Consider the following 19,792-nt stretch of genomic DNA (forward strand, 5'->3'; position numbering starts at 1 on the left):
GGCGCAAAAGAATAGTAATAAGGAAGTTCGAGTGAGCAAACAACAAAAAATCCTATTTATCGACCGTGACGGCACCTTGATTGTTGAGCCGCCGATTGATTTTCAAGTCGACCGCCTAGACAAACTAAAACTAGAGCCATTTGTTATCCCGAGCCTGTTGTCGTTGCAAGCTGCGGGTTACCGTCTAGTGATGGTAACGAACCAAGATGGTTTGGGGACAGATAGCTACCCACAAGAAGACTTTGATGCGCCACACACTATGATGATGGAGATCTTCGAATCTCAAGGTGTGAAGTTTGATGACATTCTGATTTGCCCTCACTTTGAAGAAGAGAACTGCGCTTGCCGTAAACCTAAATTGGGTATGGTGAAAGAGTACCTTCAAGGTGGCAAAGTTGATTTCCAAAACTCAGTCGTGATTGGCGATCGACAAACCGATCTTCAACTTGCAGAAAATATGGCGATTCGCGGTATTCAATACAACCCAGAAACCATGGGCTGGAAGCAGATCCTTAAAGATCTGACGGTTAAAGCGCGCGTTGCTGAAGTGATTCGTACCACGAAAGAAACGGACATCAAAGTTGCGGTTAATCTTGATCAGCAAGGTGGAAACGATATCTCTACCGGCCTTGGCTTCTTCGACCACATGCTGGATCAAATTGCCACGCACGGCGGATTCCAAATGGTGTGCAAAGTGGAAGGTGACCTACACATTGATGATCACCACACGGTAGAAGATACCGCTCTTGCGCTGGGTCAAGCGTTGAAAGAGGCTCTGGGTGACAAGCGCGGTATTGGCCGCTTTGGCTTTAGCCTGCCGATGGATGAGTGTTTGGCACAATGTGCACTAGACCTGTCTGGTCGCCCTTATCTCAAGTTCGATGCACAGTTTAGTCGTGAGCAGGTCGGTGGTCTATCAACAGAGATGGTTGTGCACTTCTTCCGCTCTTTGACTGACACCCTAGCGTGTACTCTGCACCTTTCTTCGGCTGGCGATAATGATCATCACATCATTGAGAGCCTATTTAAAGCGTTTGGCCGAACTCTACGTCAAGCGATCAAAGTAGAAGGTAGCGAGCTACCAAGCAGCAAAGGCGTGCTGTAAGGCTAACGTTAGCAAGGAGAAAAACAGTGATAGAACAGAAAGTTGTCATTATCGATACTGGCTGTGCCAATGTTTCTTCGGTGAAGTTTGCCATTGAACGCTTAGGCTATGACGTAACCATTTCTAAAGATCCGCAAATCGTATTGTCGGCTGACAAGCTATTTCTACCGGGAGTGGGAACCGCCAGTGAAGCGATGAAGAACTTAGAAGAGCGCGAACTTATCAGCTTGGTGAAACAAGTAGAAATGCCGCTGCTAGGCATCTGCTTAGGCATGCAACTGTTGGGTAAAGTTTCTCAAGAGAAAGGGCAGAATGCGGACGAGTCGGTTGAGTGCCTTGGACTTTGCGATAGCGAAGTGAAGCTACTTCAAACTGGTGATTTACCGCTGCCGCATATGGGGTGGAACACCGTCTCTGCAAAAGCAGGTAATCCGCTGTTCAATGGTATCGAAGAAGGTGAGTACTTCTACTTTGTACACAGCTTTGCTATGCCAGTTGGTGATTACACCATTGCAGAATGTGAATACGGCAATCCGTTCACCGCAGCAGTACAAAGTGGCAACTATTATGGTGTGCAATTCCACCCTGAGCGTTCTTCCAAAGCGGGTGCGAAGCTTATTCAAAACTTCTTAGAATTATAAAAGGAATTTAGTGTGATTATTCCAGCTCTTGATTTAATTGAAGGACAGGTGGTTCGCCTTTATCAAGGTGATTATGGTCAAGTAACCGAATACAAAGTCGACCCAGCAGAGCAGTTCAACTTGTACCACCAAGCCGGTGCGAACTGGCTGCACTTGGTGGATCTGACGGGTGCGAAAGATACAACGGCGCGTCAACTTGATTTGATTACAAAACTACTGGCGAGCACACCGGCGAACATTCAAATCGGTGGCGGTGTGCGAACAGAGCAAGACGTTGTGGATCTACTTGAAGCAGGCGCACAGCGCGTAGTTGTGGGCTCTACAGCAGTCAAACAGCCAGAACTTGTGAAAGGTTGGATTGAAAAGTATGGTGCGGATAAAATCGTTCTAGCGCTAGACATCAACATCGACCAAGGCGGCACACGCAAAGTGGCGATTTCAGGCTGGCAAGAAGATTCAGGCGTGACTATCGAAGCACTGATCAATGATTACCTAACGGTAGGTCTACAGCACGTGCTTTGCACGGACATTTCTCGTGACGGTACGCTAGAAGGTTCAAACGTTGAGCTTTACGTCGACCTATGTAAACAATACCCACAGGTGCAATTCCAATCTTCAGGTGGCATCGGCTCGTTAGCAGATATCGAAGCGCTAAAAGGCAGCGGTGTAGAAGGTGTGATTGTCGGTCGTGCGCTGTTAGATGGTCAGTTCACAGCAGAGGAGGCATTTGCATGTTGGCAAAGCGAATAATTCCATGTCTTGATGTTCGTGATGGGCAAGTGGTGAAGGGCGTTCAATTCCGTAACCACGAAATCATCGGCGACATTGTTCCTCTAGCACAGCGTTATGCGGAAGAAGGCGCTGACGAACTGGTTTTCTACGATATTACCGCCTCAAGCGATGGTCGTGTCGTCGATAAAAGTTGGGTTGCTCGCGTTGCAGAGGTGATTGATATTCCGTTCTGTGTTGCTGGTGGTATTAAATCAGCGGAAGACGCAGCTCGTATTCTTGAGTTTGGTGCAGACAAGGTGTCTATCAACTCACCAGCATTGGCGAACCCACAGCTGATTACTGACCTTGCCGACAAGTTTGGTGTGCAGTGTATCGTCGTTGGTATCGATTCATACTACGACAAAGAGACGGGCAAGTATCAGGTTTACCAGTTTACTGGTGATGAAGAACGCACCAAAGCGACCCAATGGGAAACGCGTGACTGGGTGCAAGAAGTGCAAAAGCGCGGTGCTGGTGAAATCGTATTGAATATGATGAATCAAGATGGTGTGCGTAACGGTTACGACATTGAACAACTGAATATGGTGCGTGAGGTATGTAACGTACCGTTGATTGCCTCGGGTGGTGCAGGTGCGATGGATCACTTTGCAGAAGCATACCAAAAAGCAAACGTGGATGGTGCGCTTGCCGCATCGGTATTCCACAAACAAGTCATCAATATTGGTGAACTGAAGCAGTATTTGAAACAACAAGGCATTGAGGTACGACTATGAATGTGAAAGCCGCCGAAGTAAGTTCGCTAGCTGAGCGAATCAACTGGGAAAAGGTGGATGGCCTAGTACCTGCCATCATACAAGATTTCCAATCAAGCCAGGTGCTGATGATGGGTTACATGAACCAAGATGCGCTGGTAAAAACGGGCGAAACAGGTCAAGTGACGTTTTTCTCTCGCACCAAAGAGCGTCTTTGGACCAAAGGTGAGACCTCAGGCAATGTACTGCAATTGGTGAACTTGCAGCTCGATTGCGACAACGATACGCTACTGGTGAAAGTGAATCCCATTGGTCCTACGTGTCACTTGGGCAACACTACTTGCTGGGATGTGGCCCCTCAAGAGGAGTCACAAATGGTGTGGCTTCATCAACTTGAGCAGCTACTGGCTGCCCGCAAGAGCGCCGACCCAGATTCCTCTTATACTGCCAGTCTTTATGCCCGTGGCACCAAGCGTATTTCGCAAAAAGTGGGCGAAGAAGGCGTTGAAGTCGCGCTTGCGGCGACGTCGGGCGATAAGGCGGAGCTAGTGTGTGAATCTGCTGACTTGATTTACCACTTAATGGTTCTGCTTCAAGACCAAGGCTTGTCGATGAATGACGTAGTGAACAAACTGAAAGAGCGTCACAAATAAAGAGAAAAAAGGTCCTAGCACCTAGGGCCTATATGGTGAGTGCAGGTTGTTTTGTTAGTTTCTGAGAAAGTTATTGGAATACAGAATACGGAGCGCTTCGCTTACAGGAGCACATTAACCAAACCTAATAGCGTCATTCCGGACGAGCTCAAGCGAGCATCCCGAATCTACTATTAGTGGGCTATTTAGTTGCGGTATATTGCCTTAGAGATGTCAAACTCGGACAGTAGATTCTGAATCACGTTCGTTCCTCACTGTTCAGAATGACAAGTATTTTCCTTATAACTCAAAGACAACGTTTGCGCGTAATACGAGGTTTTAGGCCCTAGGATCCTAGGGCCTGTCTTTTGAATCTAGGACCTTTCGATCACCCACAACACTTCTTAAATTTCTTACCGCTTCCGCAGATACATGGATCGTTGCGACCTACTTTTAAGCTGCTCACTGGTTGGCTCAGACGCGGATCTTGTTCCGGCTCTTCTTTTGGGAATGTGCCATCAATGTAGTACCAAAGCCCGTCTTCTTTCACAAAGCGTGAGCGCTCTGTCATGCAGTAGCGTTTGCCGTCTTCATTAAAATAAGCGTTGAACTCAACAAACCCTTCATTTTCATTACTGCCGGTTTCTGTTTTTATCACTTCAAGCTTGCACCAGTTGCTGTCGATAGACTGGGCAATGCCTTCACGCTGTTCTTCTGCGTTGCAGCTTGGGTGATACGTGTTCACGACATAATCCACCAAACCTAACACATGCGCGCTGTAACGTGAGCGCATTAATTGCTCTGGTGTCGTGACATCGGCGTGGTGGCTGTGAGCAATTTCACAACACTGTTTGTAGGTGCGGTTTGAGCCGCAAGGACAAGAAGAAGCCATAAAGGGAAACTCGTTTAATTAAACAGTAAAAATAAGCAACCTCACAAAAGTGAGGTTGGCGGGTATTTGAGGGGCTATTATAGCGTCTTAAGTTGGTTGAGAAAGCAGTTCTTGAGACCACGCAGTGGACTGGCTAAACGCTTTGGCTAATTGCGGCTCAGTCAGTTTGAGAGCACTACAGTACTTTACCGTTGTTTCCCAATCGGCTTTCTCATAGGCGATGATCATCGAGAGCAGATAGCCTAATACGCCTTTGCGACTTGTGAGCGCTTGCTTGATTTCCTCATCAACCGGAATGTCACTTATCACATCGCAAAGCGGTTGGTCTAATAGTGAATCTAATAGTGAGAACATTCCCGTTAAAAACGCTTGGCCTGGGTCGTGCTTAGTGCTCATCTGGCTGAGCAAAATTTCACACATACGCGCGCGCTGAATCGCCAAAGAGTACAAAAAGTCCGGTTTGTCTTCGTGCACTGAAGCTATCGCGACAAGAGAAATAAAGCGTCTTAAACGTTCTTCACCAAGATAAACCAGCGCCTGACGGAAAGACTTAATCTTAGTGGTGAGCGTGTAACCCGAGTTTACATAAGTCATTAGCTTATAAGACAAGGTCACATCGATAGAAAACAGGCGTTCGACTTCATTAAAATTGATGGGTTTGTCTGCAATCTCTTTACACAGCTGAATAACCGTCAAAAACGCCGGGCTAAGGCGCTTCTTCTGAATCATCTCAGGCTTACTGAAGAAGTAACCTTGGAAGAAGTTAAAGCCAGCGTCCATCGCTTGTTCAAACTCTTCATAGGTTTCAACCTTCTCGGCTAAAAACTTGATGTCAAAGTGGCCAAGTGATTGAATGTAAATCGCTGCCTTCTCGATAGGGACTAAGCGAATATCGAACTTGATGATCGCAACATAAGGTAAAAAACGCTTCCAAGCTTTAGTCGGAACAAAGTCATCTAACGCAACGCGATAGCCAGAAGCATGTAGATGTTTGATTGCATGAAGTAACTCATCTGTTGGCTCGCAATCTTCCAACACTTCAACCACGAGGGATTCATTAGGAAACAGAGTAGGGACTAGGTTAACCAAGCTTTGATAAGGGAAGTTTACAAAGCCGAGCTTATCACCCAGAGTACTATAGTGCGTGGTTAGGAAATGGTCAGAAAGAAGTCGACTAGTCGCTAGCTCAGGTTCTACTTCTGGAAAGGTATTTTTCGGACCGTCACGGAAGAGAAGCTCATACCCGATGGTACGCTTTTCTCTATCCAGTATCGGTTGGCGAGCTACGTATGAATACTTCAATGCGGTGATATGTTCTGACTTAACTAAGTTATATGATAATAACGATTTTTGGCAAAATATCTATGCCCTATACGGTATTCTGTTAATTGTACACTTGCTCTAGTTTGAATCTTTCTTAAAAGGTCGCGTTTGAAGGTCAAATTCATTGGCATGGGCTTTTAGTACAGAGCCCTGCGTGTACCAGTCACCCAAAACAATTCTCGTATATTCAACACCATTTTTGTCAAAATAATGTCTATTTGGGCGGTGAGTATGACCGTGAATCATCAGGTTGACGCCGTTTTGAGACATAACGCGCTCCACTTCGTCTTGGTTAACGTCCATGATGTCGAGAGACTTGGTTTTTTTGTCGTCTCGAATGTCTGATTGAACCTTAGCGACAATTCTTTTCTTAACGAACCAAGGAATACGATTAAACAGCCATTGTAGCCATGGCTTATGAACGGTTTTACGAAACTCTTGATATTTTACGTCGTCGATACAAAGCGTATCCCCATGAAGGATTACCACCTTTCGTCCATAGAGATCAATCGTACAAACGTCACTTAACAAGGTGATACCCGTTTCTTCACAAAAACGTTTGCCTAACAGAAAATCACGATTGCCTTGGATGAAAAAAACGGAAACACCAGAACGGGTTAATGCTTTGAATTCAGAGCGGATTTGGTCGGCAAAAGACGTTCTATCATCGTCGCCAACCCAAAATTCGAATAAATCGCCTAATACATACAGTGCGTCAGCATGGATCGCTTCCGATCTCATAAACGTGACGAAGCACTCCGTAATGTCCGGACGAGCAGGCGTGAGGTGTAGATCTGATATAAATAATGTCGTCATAAAAATAAGGGGAGGCGATGCCTCCCCACAAACTTATTTGTTAGTTCGAATCCGAGCGAATTACTCTTCGATTGTTGTACCAGTGATTACCACATCTTCTAGTGGTACGTCTTGGTGCATGCCGTAAGAGCCAGTGCTAACGCCTTTGATCTTGTTTACGATGTCCATGCCTTCAACAACTTCACCGAATACACAGTAACCCCAACCGTCTAGGCTTTCACTGCGGAAGTCTAGGAAAGTGTTGTTGTTCACGTTGATGAAGAACTGAGAGCTCGCGGAGTGCGGTTCCATAGTACGTGCCATTGCAAGTGTACCCACTTTATTGCTTAGGCCATTGTTTGCTTCGTTCTTGATTGGTGCACGAGAAGTTTTTTCACGTAGACCAGACTCCATACCACCACCTTGGATCATGAAGCCGTCAATAACACGGTGGAAAAGAGTGTTGTCGTAGAAACCGTCGCGGCAGTACTGAAGGAAGTTTGCGCTTGTCTCTGGCGCTTTCTCGTCGTTTAGTTGAATCTTGATGTCACCAAAATTAGTGTGAAGGGTGATCATGCTATTTTCCTTTACTGTGTTGTATTGAAGTTGGGATTCTAGCCTAAGTTATAACGCATGCAAAACTCAGGATCATGAAAATAAACGTTTTGTGCTTGAAGTTTAGCCGATTATCGTTTTATCCGTGAATTGCTATTACCTAATAAGGTTGGAGTTGATATACTCGGCTTAATTGTCATTCATTCACAATCATAGATAGAGATCATGTTAAAGATATATAACACACTCACAAGACAGAAAGAGGAATTCAAACCAATTACAGCTGGCAAAGTTGGCATGTATGTCTGTGGAGTTACCATCTACGATCTCTGTCATATCGGTCACGGTCGTACGTTTGTTTCTTTTGACGTCGTTTCTCGCTACCTACGTTACCTAGGTTATGATCTAACGTTTGTACGTAACATTACCGACATTGATGACAAAATCATCAAGCGTGCAGCAGAAAACGGAGAGTCTTGCGATTCACTGACTGAGCGTCTGATTGGCGAAATGCACGCTGACTTTGATGCGCTAAACATGAAGCGTCCTGACGTTGAGCCTCGTGCTACTCAGTTTATCGCTGAAATCATCGAGTTGGTTGAGAAGCTAATTGAACGTGGTTTTGCCTACGTTGCAGATAACGGCGATGTAATGTTTGAAGTAGGCAAATTTGATGAGTACGGCAAGCTTTCTAAGCAAGACCTAGAGCAACTTCAAGCGGGTGCACGTGTTGATATCGAAACAGCAAAACGCAGCCCTCTAGATTTCGTACTTTGGAAGATGTCTAAGCCAGGTGAACCAACGTGGGAATCGCCATGGGGAGCAGGTCGTCCAGGTTGGCATATTGAGTGTTCTGCAATGAACTCTTCAATTCTAGGTAACCACTTCGATATTCACGGCGGCGGCTCAGATCTTCAGTTCCCACACCACGAGAACGAAATTGCGCAATCATGCTGTGCACACGACACGCAATACGTGAACACATGGATGCACAGCGGCATGGTGATGGTAGACCGTGAGAAAATGTCTAAGTCTCTAGGTAACTTCTTCACTATCCGTGACGTTCTTGGTCACTACGATGCTGAGACGGTTCGCTACTTCCTAATGTCTGGTCACTACCGTAGCCAGCTGAATTACAGCGAAGATAACCTACATCAAGCTCGCGCTGCTCTGGAGCGTCTGTACACGTCTCTACGTGGTCTCGATTTAAACGCAGCACCAGCGGGTGGTGAAGAATACGTGACTCGTTTTACTGCCGCGATGAACGACGACTTCAATACGCCAGAAGCGTACTCAGTACTGTTCGACATGGCACGTGAAGTAAACCGTCTGAAGACAGAAAACGTAGAGAAAGCAAGCGAACTAGGTGCGCTGATGCGTGAATTGGCTGAAGTGATCGGTATTCTTCATCAAGATCCAGAAGCGTTCCTAAAAGGCGACGCAGGTAACGACGATGAAGTGGCTGAAATCGAAGCGCTAATCAAACTACGTAACGATTCTCGTGCATCAAAAGATTGGGCAAACGCAGACATGGCGCGTGATAAACTGACTGAAATGGGCATCGTTCTAGAAGACGGGGCGGAAGGCACAACGTGGCGTCGTAAATAACGATTCAATCTTAAAAAGGGGCTGATGATTCAGCCCTTTTCTTTACAAGCTTTTATAAATTCTAAACTTTAACGAAGGTAGTGCTCTGTGGCTCAGATGTATTTCTATTACTCGGCAATGAACGCGGGTAAATCGACAACTCTTCTTCAATCTTCTTTTAACTATCAAGAACGCGGTATGACGCCAGTGATTTTTACTGCTGCACTAGACGATCGCTACGGTATAGGAAAAGTGAGCTCTCGTATCGGTTTGCAATCAGACGCGCATTTGTTTCGTCCAGATACTAACTTGTATCAAGAGATTGCTACGTTACACGGAGTCGAAAAGCGTCACTGTATTCTTATTGATGAGTGTCAGTTCTTATCGAAAGAGCAGGTTTACCAGCTAACAGAAGTGGTTGATAAACTGCATATCCCTGTACTTTGCTATGGTCTTCGTACCGATTTTCTTGGTGAACTTTTTGAAGGCAGTAAGTACCTGCTGTCTTGGGCTGACAAGTTGGTTGAGCTAAAAACCATCTGTCACTGCGGCCGCAAAGCGAACATGGTTATCCGTACTGATGAACACGGCGTTGCTATTAAAGAAGGTGATCAAGTCGCAATCGGTGGTAACGACCGTTACGTATCCGTTTGTCGCCAGCACTACAAAGAAGCGCTTGGTAAGTAAGCGAATCTAGATAAGAGAAAACCACCGAATTCGGTGGTTTTCTCTTATCTGGTTGTTGGCGATTGAGCGAAGGATTACGCTCGCCCAAACTCAAACTTTTCTCGAAGTGCTTGGTAAGAGTATTCAACATGATCAGGAATTTCTTGCTCGGTTTGAAAACCTTTTTCTGGGTAGGTTTTTATGCGAGAAAAATCTTCCATCAAAGCTTCAAGCACCATCATCAATGGCATCTCTTCATTGATGTACTCAAAGAAAGGATGTGCGGTGGAAGTGACTTGAAGTTGTGAGTAAGACGACTGCCACTGTTTTTCAAAGGTTGCGATGGCACGTCTTTCCATAAATGGCTTTTGAACCAAAATCAGAGACTCACATTGAATCCCTTTTTCTTTCAATAGCTGCTCAGTGAAGCGGACGTTCTCTCCACTGTTACTGGATTGTGTCTCGACTAAAATCGCTTCACTTGGTACGCCAGCCAGCTTAGCGACTTCAGCTAAGGTTTCGGCTTCACTCTTCTCAAACAAGCCATCGGTAAAGCGACCTTCGCCACCAGAAAAGACAATCAATGGCGCAAGGTTTTGCTGATAAAGCTTGGCAGCATACTCGGCAACGCGTAGGTCATTGCTACACATAACAAACAAGCAATCGGCAGGTTTTACGTCATGCTTAAGCTGCATGTAATCCCACAAAATTTCGATGTGTTGATAAAGCTTCATAGTGCATCCAATGTTGATTTAAACTGAAATTGGTAACCAAGCTCGATGAGCTTGTCTGCGAGAATGCGCTTATCTGGCGTGTCTGTGATTGGCGGTAGGGCAATATCTAAATCATTTTTTGAAATTGCCGCTTGGTAAAATTCGGCTTTGCTGACGGTAGTAGGTGTCGTGGCATTCACGACGTCATTGTCGATGTTATTGAGAGCGAAAACCGTTGCTGCCACTGCGTCGTCTTGATGCAACATATTAGCTGGAGCATTGCTGCTGACTTGTTTAAGGCGCATGGCAAAGCGAGAAGGGTGGCGATCGGAACCAATCAGACCACTGCAACGAACGATGACATAGTCGATACCGGAATCAATCACGTATTGTTCGGCTTGCAGCATGATGCGTGCGTTGTCAGAAAAATGCGCATTGTTTTTTGCTAAGGCTAATGTCGCGTCTTCTTCTTTCATATCGACGGCAAGATTTGGATACACAGTGGTGGAACTGACCATTAAGACTTTGCCAACGCCATTTTCTTTTGCTGCCGAAACCAAGCGTTCCCATTGTAGAGCGTATTCATCCCCATTGCCTTGACGAAAGCCGGGAGGAAAGGTGCCGACAATGCACTCGATCTGGTATTGCGCGATGAGTTCTGAGAGCTGCTGTGCCGAATCTGATTCGTTGAGATCTAGCAGTGCAGTGCTGACGCAAGAAATGGGAAATTCGTCCAGTTTTGCTTGGCTACGGCGCGTCACCGTAACTTGATGCCCTTGATCCACTAATGTTTGTGCAATTGGCGTTCCTAGCCAACCTGCGCCTAAGATTAAAGTATTTGCCATCGGTTGTTCCTACTTTTGACCCTTATTGCGACTCAAACAGGGTTTGTAATTCTAATCTGGCTTGTTGGTGTAGGGGATCGGAGTGCCATTTCTGGTGTTGTATCAAATCGATGTTGACTTGCCATGCCAGTTTAGTGAATTGCTCACCAATTTTGATTAATGTATTGGGTGAATGCGATACCAAATGATTTGGAAGGAAGCACCAGCCCAACCCCTTATTTGCCAATTCTAATAAGATGTAATAATTATCAGCGTACCAGATTTCAGGGCTCAGCGCCTGATTGACGCCACTAGTATCAGAACTTTTTGAACGAATAACCAATTGCCTATGCTGCTTTAACTCGTCGATATGGCGAATCTTCTGCGTCGCTAAAGGGTGTTCTGTAGAGATAAATACGTCAAACCCAATATTGCCGAGATTTGAGAAGTCAATATTTTGTGGCATTTGCAGGTCGCTGAGAATGATGCCCGTCGTTGCACGGCCAGATTTTACGAGCTCGATGATGTCAGGGCTGGAGCCTGTCAAGCATTCAACTTGGATATACGGAAATTGTTGTTCCAAATTTTTGAGTGCTTGAGGAAGGTTAGTGAGCGGGATACCCTCATCAACGGCGAGGATGAACTGAGTCGCTTGTGGTGAAAACAATTGAGCGGCCTTGTTATTCAGTCGGTCGAGTTGGCTAATGGTCGCTAATGCGTAAGGCAATAGTTCATGACCTTTTGCAGTGAGCTTGGGGTAGCGCCCTGTTCGGTCAAATAAATCAACGCCACAGTCGAGTTCCATGTTCATAATATGTTGGCTCACGACAGATTGAGCTCGTCCGAGCTTACGTGCCGCTGCAGAAAAAGAGCCAACTTCAGAGGTCGCAACAAATGCTTGCAGTTGTTCAATGGTAAACATATCGTCTTTACCGATAGTATCTAACTATTACTTATCTTAATTGTAGATAAACTACGCGTCATTGAGTAGGACTATTTAGGTAAAACATCATGGCTCGTAACGAACGTATCTTTCACGCTGTATTATTTGAACTGATTGCTTTGGCGATCATTGTTCCGGTTACATCTTTAATTACAGGGAAAGGATCGAGTGATTTGGCGATGGTGGGTATAGGTTTGAGTTTATACACCGTTGTTTGGAATTACATTTACAATTTGTACTTTGATAAATGGTTTGGTTCTAACCGTGAAGAAAGAAGCTTGGCGATGCGTATTGGTCACACGATTGGCTTCGAGGGGGGCTTAATCTTCATTACTATTCCAGTGATTGCATGGTTCTTGAAAATCACGCTATTGCAGGCGTTGGCGCTGGAAGCAGGCTTCCTGATTTTCTTCTTGTTTTATACAACAGGCTTTAATTGGGCATATGACAAGCTCCAACCATATGGAACAATGAAAAAGATCATGGCGTAATATACGCACAATTCGATAGCGGAAAATAAAAATGCCACCGAATCCGGTGGCATTTTAGCGATTAGATGACAACGTTTATGCCGAGAGTACGCGGATAATTTTGTCTGCGTGTTCCGCGACTTCGATACCTTCATCAGTAAGGTAGCCACCATCAGGTTGCGTACATAACTGTTTAGCGTATAGACGTGCGACAGCCGCCTGCGCTTCTTCAGATGCATCTTTATGAACTTTAATGCCTGTTGCTGCACTGCTTAAGTCGAATTGAAGAAGTAGGTTCAACTCTGTAATGTGGTCAGCTGAATATTTCATAGGTAATTCCTTTGCTCTTTTTTATCCAAGCTAGACGGAAAAACAAAGATGAGCAACAGAAAAGCATGAGAAGTGTTAACTACCGCGCTATCGACACCATAGACAGCAGAAACTTTATTCGGTGGTAAACGTTTTAACTAAATACTGGTGATGATTAAGATAATAACCCATGGTTTAGTTTTATCTATTGCACTTACATCAACAACATTTTTCGTAAACATGAAAATAGCCCTTGAAAAAGTCTAGAAATGGAGCGATTATCCGCGCCTTGTTAATTGTTGCGAAATGTTACACTTTTATGAACTTCAATCAGTTTGATTCTCTATTACCACCACAGGCAGCTGAACGTGCGGCCGAAGTGGGGGTGGGCAAAGCGACTAAAGCTCCAATGAAGTCTTTTCTGCTGGCTATTTCTGCTGGTATCCATATTGGTATCGCTTTCATTTTCTTTACCACGGTAACAACAGGAGCCGGTGATTTACCATGGGGCATCACCCGCCTAATTGGTGGTCTGGCTTTTAGTCTTGGTCTTATTCTGGTCGTTGTAACAGGCGGCGAGCTGTTCACAAGTTCAGTTTTAACTCTGGTCGCCCGCGCCAGTGGCAAAATTTCATGGCAAACGTTGGTTAAGAACTGGTTTGTTGTTTACTTTGGTAACATGGTCGGTGCGATTTTACTTGTAGTGTGTATGTTGCTAACCAAGCAATACATGTTCGATAACGGGCAAGTAGGCTTAAATGCAATGGCGATTTCTCAGCACAAATTGCATCATGGTTTTATTCAAGCGGTTGCATTGGGTATAATGTGTAACGTTTTGGTTTGTATTGCCGTTTGGATGACATTCAGTGGTCGTACGCTAACCGACAAGATTGCAGTAATGATTCTGCCAGTTGCAATGTTTGTATCAGCAGGTTTTGAACACTGTATTGCGAACATGTTCCAGGTTCCGATGGCGATTGGTATTAAATACTTTGCACCAGAAGCGTTCTGGACAATCACTGGTGCAGATATTGCGAATTACGCGGATTTGAACATGACAGGTTTCCTATTGAATAACCTGTTGCCAGTAACACTGGGTAATATCATCGGTGGTGGTGTTTTTGTTGGCATGTGGTACTGGATGATCTACCTGCGTGATGAAGACAAATACCTGAAATAATTTTCAACAAAGGCAAGCCAATGAGCTTGCCTTTGTTTTATTCCGTCACTCCAATTCTTCATTGACACCAACATCTCTTGGAATCCAAAGGTGAGTAACCTCATCGGACTCTTGTATTCGCCAGTCTAATAGTGAATTCTCTGAGGCTTTTGAGCTCATTTCTACGCTAAGTATATTATTCATAACTGAGTGCTCCCTATGTGCTTAACATAGAGACTAGAGCATAAAAATGGCGAGTAAATGTTCAATTCATGACGGATTGATGTCTAAAAATTACGCACCAAATTGAACCACTATGATTTTGGTTGCCTCTCTCTTCTTATGGTTATCCACATTTTCTGTGGATAACCTGTCTCAAAGATCGTGAGTATCTTTTTCAACAGAGAAAATTTCATAAAATAAGTGACTTATGTGTTCAGTTCTTGTTCAGCTTAGAAGCTAATTTTTGTTGATAAACGTCACTTTTATTCGACCTTCTTTGGTCTGCACATAATGCAGCGTCATCTCGAGGCAAATCACAACTGAAACGCAAAGCATGACGAAAATGGCTAACATGATGATCAGTTGATATTTGATGGCAATCATAGGATTTGATCCAGCAAGAATTTGTCCGGTCATCATTCCGGGAAGGGTGACTAAGCCCGTTGTTGCCATGGAGGCGAGTATTGGTGCAAGAGACTTTCTTATTGCCTCTTGAACAAAGGGAAAGGAAGCATACTTAGGTGTCGCACCAAGGGAAATGGCAGCTTCGTATTCACTTTTACGTTGTTCAAAAGCACTGAAGAGGTTTTGTAGAGCAACAATATTGCTGCTTAAGCTATTGCCTAGCAGCATGCCAGCAAGGGGGATAATGTATTGGGCATTGTAAAAGGGCTCAGGTCTAATTAACCCTATGGTGGTTATCATTAGTAGTGGCAGAAGACTTAGCGTTAAAGCCGTAATTAGAGGAAGCATTAACGGATATTTGGGTAAGTTTGTTTTGTCGATAATTGAGCTTGCACCGACCACGATCATGACCGCAAGCCATAATGTGTTAATAAGAAGACTGTTAAGCTGAAATAGATATTCTAAGTACATGCCAACAAGTACGAGCTGTAAGGTCATGCGAATCACACTGATGGCCGTTGTTTTCGCAATCCCGAGTTTATAGCGAACGTTAATGGCGAGTGGAATCAATAGAATTGAACTGAAAAGCAGGAGTTCTAGCCATGCAATATCTACTACTGAATTCATAAAGCCTCCTTAAATCAATGCACTAAATCATAATGGATTGTGTTTGGCTTCTGAACTACTAAGGTTTGATATTTCATAAATTCCGGCCAGAGAAATTATAGTGTAATTGCTACATTGCAGAAGCATTTTGATTACATATGTTTGTGTTTGGATGAAAAAAGAACGATTTAGAGGCCCGAAAAAATCCACTGCAATGTAATCAAAGTTGAGAAAGTGTTGTATCTTTAACAAGGCTGCAAAAGACTTATATTTTCACATTTATTAACATTTGTTAATAAGAAATATCAATCAAACACATCTTTGGATGAACTCAAAAAAGTACTGAATAACAAGGCTTGAAGGGTCGGATTTAATTGAACCTTAGTATCAGTATGGTCTAACATTTTCCAATAGAGATTGTAAAAAACTTAAGCTTGCTAGCGTGGGCTTTTCATGACACTAGATACAAAATAGGCAAATGTATGAGTGATGTTAATAAAATTGAGAGTGGTGAAAAACGCTCATTGGAGTGGAAATCATTCCTCTTCATTGCGGTTGTTCTCTTTCCTATCCTAAGTGTGGCATTCGTAGGTGGTTACGGATTTATTGTTTGGGCACTGCAAGTGTTCTTCTTTGGGCCTCCTGGTGCGCATGGCATGTAAGCCACTGAGCTCATTTCCACACTTTTGAAAAGATTTTAAGAGAGCAAATAATGAAATCATTAATCATTAAACTGTGGCGTACGATGACGCGCCCGGCAGTTCATATCAGCCTAGGTGTGCTGACTATGGGCGGTTTCATCGCTGGTGTGATTTTCTGGGGTGGTTTTAACACTGCTCTGGAAGCGACCAACACGGAAGAATTCTGTATAAGCTGCCACACAATGCGTGACAACGTGTATGTTGAACTGCAAGACACGGTTCACTGGAAAAACCACTCTGGTGTTCGTGCTACTTGCCCTGATTGTCACGTTCCACATAACTGGACAGATAAAATTGCACGTAAGATGCAGGCTTCTAAAGAAGTTTATGCACAAATTTTCGGCAATTATGATGAACCTGGTGTTTTTGAAGAACGTCGTATTGAACTTGCAAAACATGAATGGGATCGTTTCTCTGCAAACAAATCTCAAGAATGTAAAGATTGCCACAACTATGATTCAATGGATTTCGAGCAAATGTCTCCAACTGCTCGTATCCAAATGAAGCAAGCGGCAGAAAAAGATCAAAGCTGTGTGGATTGTCACAAAGGTATCGCGCATAACCTACCTGCAGGTATGGATAGCATCGGCGGTATTGTTGGCGATCTAGAAGCTCTTGCTTCAAACACCAATTATGATGTTGGTCAAACGTTAGTGAGTGTTCGTCACCTTCCAATTTACTTCGACGACAAAGGCGAGAAAGAAGCAGGCCTTCTTAACCCAGCCTCTACCGTGAAAGTGATTGCTGATAAAGGCGACTTCGCAGAAATCGAAATTGATGGCTGGCGTAAAGCGAAAGGCTTTGGTCGTGTAATTCAAGCTGATTTTGGTAAGAACATTGCAGTTGCATCTCTACTTAAAGATGCATCAACAGACACCAACGTAGTGACTACTGGCGAGAAAAAAGTGGATGAGCTGACTGGTCTTCCTTGGGAAAAAGTGGCAGCGAAAGTATGGATTAGGAAAGAATCTATGCTGAACGACATCACGCCTGTATGGGAAAAATCACAAGAAGCATACAAAACAAACTGTTCAGTATGTCACACTCAACCAGCTGAAGCGCACTTCGATGCGAATACTTGGCCTGGAATGTTCGACGGTATGCTTGCGTTCGTTAACCTAGATACAGACAGTGAAGCACTGATCTTGAAATATCTACAGATGCACTCTTCAGATTTTGCTGAAGGCCACCATTAATACATACGCGTCGGATGGAGTAATTTTAGATGGCAATTACACGAAGAAGTTTTCTTAAGGGCGTAGCAACAACGAGTGCAGCGTCAGTAATCGGTCCTAGCCTGTTAGCGTCAGCTTCTGCTAGTGCTGCAGAGAGCACGGGTACTTGGAAAGTAACAGGTTCTCACTGGGGCGCATTCCGCGCCCATATTTACGCAGGTAAAGTTCAAGAGATCAAACCGCTAGAGTTGGATAAGAACCCAACAGAAATGTTAAACGGCATCAAGGGTATTATTTACAGCCCATCACGTGTTCGTTACCCAATGGTTCGTCTAGATTGGTTGAAAAAACACAAGTACAGCGCAGAAACGCGCGGTAACAACCGTTTCATCCGTGTGACTTGGGACGAAGCATTAGACTTGTTTTACCGAGAGCTAGAACGTGTTCAGAAAGATTACGGTCCATGGGCTCTACATGCTGGTCAGACGGGCTGGAACCAAACGGGTTCGTTCAACAACTGTACGGCACACATGCAGCGCGCAGTAGGTATGCATGGCAACTTCATCACTAAAGTCGGCGATTACTCGACAGGTGCAGGTCAAACCATTTTACCTTACATACTTGGCTCAACAGAAGTTTACGCACAAGGCACGTCTTGGTCTGAAATTTTGGAACATGCAGATAATATTGTTATCTGGGCTAATGATCCTGTGAAAAACCTCCAAGTCGGTTGGAACTGTGAAACGCACCAATCTTATGCATATTTAGAGCAATTGAAGGAAAAAATCGCGAAAGGTGAGATCAACGCAATCTCAGTCGATCCGGTTAAAAACAAAACGCAAAACTACCTGAACACTGACCACCTTTACATCAACCCGTTAACAGACGTAGCATTTATGCTTGCTGTAGCGCACGTGCTGTACAACGAAGACCTATACGATAAGAAGTTTATCGAAACTTACTGTCTAGGCTTTGAAGACTTTATTAAGTACGTTCAGGGTGAGACAAAAGACAAAGTCGTTAAAACGCCTGAGTGGGCAGCAGAGATTTGTGGCGTTAAAGCGGATAAAATACGTGAATTCGCGCGCATGCTGGTTAACGGTCGTACTCAAATCCTGATGGGGTGGTGTATTCAGCGTCAAGAGCACGGTGAACAACCATACTGGGCAGCAGCAGTTTTGGCTGCCATGGTTGGTCAGATTGGTCTGCCTGGCGGTGGTATCTCTTACGGTCATCACTACTCAAGTATCGGTGTTCCTTCGACTGGTTTCGCGGGCCCTGGTGGTTTCCCTCGTAACCTAGATACAGGTATGAAGCCGAAGTGGGATAACAACGACTTTAATGGTTACAGCCGCACTATCCCAGTAGCGCGTTGGATCGACTGTTTGATGGAACCAGGTAAAGAGATCCGTTACAACGGTGGTAAAGTAAAACTTCCTGACTTCAAGATGATGGTTATCTCGGGTTGTAACCCGTGGAGTCATCACCAAGATCGTAACCGTATGAAGCAAGCATTCCAGAAGCTTCAAACAGTGGTAACGATTGAGTTCGCTTGGACTGCTACATGTCGTTTCTCTGACATCGTGCTTCCGGCATGTACTCAGTGGGAACGTAACGATATCGACGTTTACGGTTCATACTCGAACAAAGGTCTGATCGCAATGCACCGCTTAGTGGATCCTCTGTTCCAATCTAAGCCAGACTTCCAAATCATGAGTGAACTGACTCAACGCTTTGGCCGTCGTGACGAATACACGCGTGGTATGAGCGAAATGGAGTGGATCCAAAGCCTGTACAACGAATGTAAGAAAGCGAACGAAGGTAAGTTTGAAATGCCAGAATTTGCGGAATTCTGGGAGCAGAGCGTACTCGACTTTGGTGAAGGTAAGCCGTGGGTTCGTCATGCGGACTTCCGTGAAGATCCAGAAATTAACCCACTGGGTACACCTTCTGGGTTTATCGAGATTACATCGCGTAAGATCGGTCGTTACGGTTACGAATACTGTCAGGAATACCCAATGTGGTTCGAAAAGACCGAACGTTCACACGGTGGTCCTGGTTCAGATAAGCATCCGTTCTGGCTACAATCTTGCCACCCGGATAAGCGCTTGCACTCTCAGATGTGTGAATCGGATGAGTTTCGTGCAACTTACACAGTTCAAGGCCGTGAGCCGGTATACATCAACCCTCTTGATGCCAAAGAAAAAGGCGTCAAAGATGGTGATTTGGTACGCGTATTCAACGATCGTGGTCAGCTTCTTGCTGGTGCTGTACTTACTGACAACTATCCACGTGGCGTGGTTCGTATCCAAGAAGGTGCATGGTATGGTCCTCTGAATGCAAAAGTCGGCGCTATTGATACTTATGGCGATCCAAACACACTAACATTGGATATTGGTACATCTGAGCTTGCTCAGGCGACTTCTGCGAACACCTGTATCGTAGACTTCGAGAAATTCACTGGCAAAGTTCCACCAGTGACGTCATTCGGTGGTCCAATTGAAGTTGCATAATTTGCCTACTAAGTTTTAAACGAAATACCAGCCTTCGGGCTGGTATTTTTTTAGCTAAAATCTTTATGAGAA

At 44.6% G+C, this 19,792-nt stretch carries 22 protein-coding genes; 12 read left to right on the top strand and 10 right to left on the bottom strand.

What is annotated here, in order from left to right; genetic code table 11:
* Positions 1 to 31: 31 nt before the first annotated feature.
* From hisB to hisIE, 5 genes are read left to right on the top strand one after another with little or no spacing between them, the layout of a single operon-like run.
* Entirely contained in the window at positions 32 to 1,105 is a 1,074-nt protein-coding gene (gene hisB, locus AK965_RS16060) for a bifunctional histidinol-phosphatase/imidazoleglycerol-phosphate dehydratase HisB (protein WP_099080558.1), read from the top strand.
* Positions 1,106 to 1,131: 26 nt separating this feature from the next.
* The gene (gene hisH / locus AK965_RS16065) at positions 1,132 to 1,746 is read left to right on the top strand and encodes an imidazole glycerol phosphate synthase subunit HisH (RefSeq protein ID WP_099080559.1); all 615 of its coding nucleotides are present in this window, start codon (positions 1,132 to 1,134) and stop codon (positions 1,744 to 1,746) included.
* Positions 1,747 to 1,758: 12 nt separating this feature from the next.
* On the top strand, positions 1,759 to 2,496 hold the full coding sequence (gene hisA, locus AK965_RS16070; RefSeq protein WP_099080560.1) for a 1-(5-phosphoribosyl)-5-[(5-phosphoribosylamino)methylideneamino]imidazole-4-carboxamide isomerase: 738 nt from the start codon (positions 1,759 to 1,761) through the stop codon (positions 2,494 to 2,496).
* On the top strand, positions 2,478 to 3,251 hold the full coding sequence (gene hisF / locus AK965_RS16075) for an imidazole glycerol phosphate synthase subunit HisF (RefSeq protein WP_099080561.1): 774 nt from the start codon (positions 2,478 to 2,480) through the stop codon (positions 3,249 to 3,251). The genes hisA and hisF overlap by 19 nt, the downstream gene beginning before the upstream one ends.
* On the top strand, positions 3,248 to 3,883 hold the full coding sequence (gene hisIE / locus AK965_RS16080; RefSeq protein ID WP_099080562.1) for a bifunctional phosphoribosyl-AMP cyclohydrolase/phosphoribosyl-ATP diphosphatase HisIE: 636 nt from the start codon (positions 3,248 to 3,250) through the stop codon (positions 3,881 to 3,883). Before hisF ends, hisIE begins: the two co-directional genes overlap by 4 nt.
* Before the next feature lie 367 nt (positions 3,884 to 4,250).
* On the opposite strand, the gene AK965_RS16085 is transcribed toward hisIE, so the two are convergent.
* The 4 genes from AK965_RS16085 to AK965_RS16100 all read right to left on the bottom strand — a co-directional run bounded on the left by AK965_RS16085 (position 4,251) and on the right by AK965_RS16100 (position 7,448).
* Positions 4,251 to 4,754, bottom strand: a complete 504-nt coding sequence (locus AK965_RS16085) for a YchJ family protein (protein WP_099080563.1) — start codon at positions 4,752 to 4,754, stop codon at positions 4,251 to 4,253.
* Between the two features lie 87 nt (positions 4,755 to 4,841).
* Positions 4,842 to 6,056 (bottom strand): EAL and HDOD domain-containing protein, encoded by a 1,215-nt coding sequence (locus AK965_RS16090; RefSeq protein ID WP_099080564.1) that lies wholly within the window; start codon positions 6,054 to 6,056, stop codon positions 4,842 to 4,844.
* A 99-nt stretch (positions 6,057 to 6,155) separates the two neighbouring features.
* Positions 6,156 to 6,893 carry a UDP-2,3-diacylglucosamine diphosphatase gene (lpxH, locus tag AK965_RS16095; RefSeq protein ID WP_099080565.1) on the bottom strand — a complete coding sequence of 246 codons (738 nt, stop codon included), beginning with the start codon at positions 6,891 to 6,893 and terminating at the stop codon, positions 6,156 to 6,158.
* A 60-nt stretch (positions 6,894 to 6,953) separates the two neighbouring features.
* Complete coding sequence (locus AK965_RS16100; protein ID WP_099080566.1) at positions 6,954 to 7,448, bottom strand: peptidylprolyl isomerase; 495 nt, start codon at positions 7,446 to 7,448, stop codon at positions 6,954 to 6,956.
* 204 nt (positions 7,449 to 7,652) lie between these two features.
* On the opposite strand from AK965_RS16100, the gene cysS reads away from it, so the two are divergent.
* Both cysS and AK965_RS16110 read left to right on the top strand, forming a co-directional pair.
* A complete protein-coding gene (gene cysS / locus AK965_RS16105; protein ID WP_099080567.1) occupies positions 7,653 to 9,035 on the top strand; it encodes a cysteine--tRNA ligase in 1,383 nt (460 codons plus the stop codon).
* 87 nt (positions 9,036 to 9,122) lie between these two features.
* Positions 9,123 to 9,701, top strand: a complete 579-nt coding sequence (locus AK965_RS16110) for a thymidine kinase (RefSeq protein ID WP_099080568.1) — start codon at positions 9,123 to 9,125, stop codon at positions 9,699 to 9,701.
* Positions 9,702 to 9,775: 74 nt separating this feature from the next.
* Here the strand turns inward: AK965_RS16110 and AK965_RS16115 are convergent, their stop codons facing one another.
* The 3 genes from AK965_RS16115 to AK965_RS16125 are packed head-to-tail and all read right to left on the bottom strand — an operon-like array spanning position 9,776 to position 12,139.
* On the bottom strand, positions 9,776 to 10,414 hold the full coding sequence (locus tag AK965_RS16115; RefSeq protein ID WP_099080569.1) for a YdcF family protein: 639 nt from the start codon (positions 10,412 to 10,414) through the stop codon (positions 9,776 to 9,778).
* The gene (locus tag AK965_RS16120) at positions 10,411 to 11,238 is read right to left on the bottom strand and encodes an NAD(P)H-binding protein (protein ID WP_099080570.1); all 828 of its coding nucleotides are present in this window, start codon (positions 11,236 to 11,238) and stop codon (positions 10,411 to 10,413) included. Before AK965_RS16120 ends, AK965_RS16115 begins: the two co-directional genes overlap by 4 nt.
* Positions 11,239 to 11,260: 22 nt before the next feature.
* Positions 11,261 to 12,139, bottom strand: a complete 879-nt coding sequence (locus AK965_RS16125) for a LysR family transcriptional regulator (protein ID WP_099080571.1) — start codon at positions 12,137 to 12,139, stop codon at positions 11,261 to 11,263.
* 89 nt (positions 12,140 to 12,228) lie between these two features.
* Here AK965_RS16125 and AK965_RS16130 point away from each other — a divergent pair, with 89 nt between their 5' ends.
* Positions 12,229 to 12,651 (top strand): PACE efflux transporter, encoded by a 423-nt coding sequence (locus AK965_RS16130; RefSeq protein ID WP_099080572.1) that lies wholly within the window; start codon positions 12,229 to 12,231, stop codon positions 12,649 to 12,651.
* A 75-nt stretch (positions 12,652 to 12,726) separates the two neighbouring features.
* Here the strand turns inward: AK965_RS16130 and AK965_RS16135 are convergent, their stop codons facing one another.
* Complete coding sequence (locus AK965_RS16135; protein WP_099080573.1) at positions 12,727 to 12,960, bottom strand: TIGR02647 family protein; 234 nt, start codon at positions 12,958 to 12,960, stop codon at positions 12,727 to 12,729.
* Between the two features lie 298 nt (positions 12,961 to 13,258).
* Here AK965_RS16135 and focA point away from each other — a divergent pair, with 298 nt between their 5' ends.
* Complete coding sequence (gene focA / locus AK965_RS16140) at positions 13,259 to 14,119, top strand: formate transporter FocA (protein WP_099080593.1); 861 nt, start codon at positions 13,259 to 13,261, stop codon at positions 14,117 to 14,119.
* Between the two features lie 45 nt (positions 14,120 to 14,164).
* On the opposite strand, the gene AK965_RS20515 is transcribed toward focA, so the two are convergent.
* Entirely contained in the window at positions 14,165 to 14,302 is a 138-nt protein-coding gene (locus tag AK965_RS20515) for a hypothetical protein (RefSeq protein WP_099080574.1), read from the bottom strand.
* A 255-nt stretch (positions 14,303 to 14,557) separates the two neighbouring features.
* Positions 14,558 to 15,352 carry an ABC transporter permease gene (locus tag AK965_RS16150; protein WP_099080575.1) on the bottom strand — a complete coding sequence of 265 codons (795 nt, stop codon included), beginning with the start codon at positions 15,350 to 15,352 and terminating at the stop codon, positions 14,558 to 14,560.
* 461 nt (positions 15,353 to 15,813) lie between these two features.
* Here AK965_RS16150 and torE point away from each other — a divergent pair, with 461 nt between their 5' ends.
* Genes torE through torA form a run of 3 tightly spaced genes read left to right on the top strand, consistent with a single transcriptional unit; the run spans position 15,814 to position 19,720 of the window.
* Complete coding sequence (torE, locus tag AK965_RS16155; RefSeq protein ID WP_005450728.1) at positions 15,814 to 15,993, top strand: trimethylamine N-oxide reductase system protein TorE; 180 nt, start codon at positions 15,814 to 15,816, stop codon at positions 15,991 to 15,993.
* Between the two features lie 50 nt (positions 15,994 to 16,043).
* Complete coding sequence (gene torC, locus AK965_RS16160; protein WP_099080576.1) at positions 16,044 to 17,228, top strand: pentaheme c-type cytochrome TorC; 1,185 nt, start codon at positions 16,044 to 16,046, stop codon at positions 17,226 to 17,228.
* Between the two features lie 29 nt (positions 17,229 to 17,257).
* Entirely contained in the window at positions 17,258 to 19,720 is a 2,463-nt protein-coding gene (gene torA, locus AK965_RS16165) for a trimethylamine-N-oxide reductase TorA (RefSeq protein WP_099080577.1), read from the top strand.
* Positions 19,721 to 19,792: the final 72 nt, after the last annotated feature.

It is taken from the genome of Vibrio sp. PID17_43 (genome assembly GCF_002608565.1).
Classification (GTDB): Bacteria; Pseudomonadota; Gammaproteobacteria; order Enterobacterales; family Vibrionaceae; genus Vibrio.

Excerpts from the sequence above, each read along its gene's own strand:
- hisF (WP_099080561.1), top strand. The coding sequence starts at position 2,478 with ATGTTGGCAAAGCGAATAATTCCATGTCTTGATGTTCGTGATGGGCAA.
- hisIE (WP_099080562.1), top strand. The coding sequence starts at position 3,248 with ATGAATGTGAAAGCCGCCGAAGTAAGTTCGCTAGCTGAGCGAATCAAC.
- AK965_RS16085 (WP_099080563.1), bottom strand. The coding sequence starts at position 4,754 with ATGGCTTCTTCTTGTCCTTGCGGCTCAAACCGCACCTACAAACAGTGT.
- lpxH (WP_099080565.1), bottom strand. The coding sequence starts at position 6,893 with ATGACGACATTATTTATATCAGATCTACACCTCACGCCTGCTCGTCCG.
- AK965_RS16100 (WP_099080566.1), bottom strand. The coding sequence starts at position 7,448 with ATGATCACCCTTCACACTAATTTTGGTGACATCAAGATTCAACTAAAC.
- cysS (WP_099080567.1), top strand. The coding sequence starts at position 7,653 with ATGTTAAAGATATATAACACACTCACAAGACAGAAAGAGGAATTCAAA.
- AK965_RS16115 (WP_099080569.1), bottom strand. The coding sequence starts at position 10,414 with ATGAAGCTTTATCAACACATCGAAATTTTGTGGGATTACATGCAGCTT.
- AK965_RS16120 (WP_099080570.1), bottom strand. The coding sequence starts at position 11,238 with ATGGCAAATACTTTAATCTTAGGCGCAGGTTGGCTAGGAACGCCAATT.
- AK965_RS16125 (WP_099080571.1), bottom strand. The coding sequence starts at position 12,139 with ATGTTTACCATTGAACAACTGCAAGCATTTGTTGCGACCTCTGAAGTT.
- AK965_RS16130 (WP_099080572.1), top strand. The coding sequence starts at position 12,229 with ATGGCTCGTAACGAACGTATCTTTCACGCTGTATTATTTGAACTGATT.
- AK965_RS16135 (WP_099080573.1), bottom strand. The coding sequence starts at position 12,960 with ATGAAATATTCAGCTGACCACATTACAGAGTTGAACCTACTTCTTCAA.
- focA (WP_099080593.1), top strand. The coding sequence starts at position 13,259 with ATGAACTTCAATCAGTTTGATTCTCTATTACCACCACAGGCAGCTGAA.
- AK965_RS20515 (WP_099080574.1), bottom strand. The coding sequence starts at position 14,302 with ATGAATAATATACTTAGCGTAGAAATGAGCTCAAAAGCCTCAGAGAAT.
- AK965_RS16150 (WP_099080575.1), bottom strand. The coding sequence starts at position 15,352 with ATGAATTCAGTAGTAGATATTGCATGGCTAGAACTCCTGCTTTTCAGT.
- torE (WP_005450728.1), top strand. The coding sequence starts at position 15,814 with ATGAGTGATGTTAATAAAATTGAGAGTGGTGAAAAACGCTCATTGGAG.
- torC (WP_099080576.1), top strand. The coding sequence starts at position 16,044 with ATGAAATCATTAATCATTAAACTGTGGCGTACGATGACGCGCCCGGCA.
- torA (WP_099080577.1), top strand. The coding sequence starts at position 17,258 with ATGGCAATTACACGAAGAAGTTTTCTTAAGGGCGTAGCAACAACGAGT.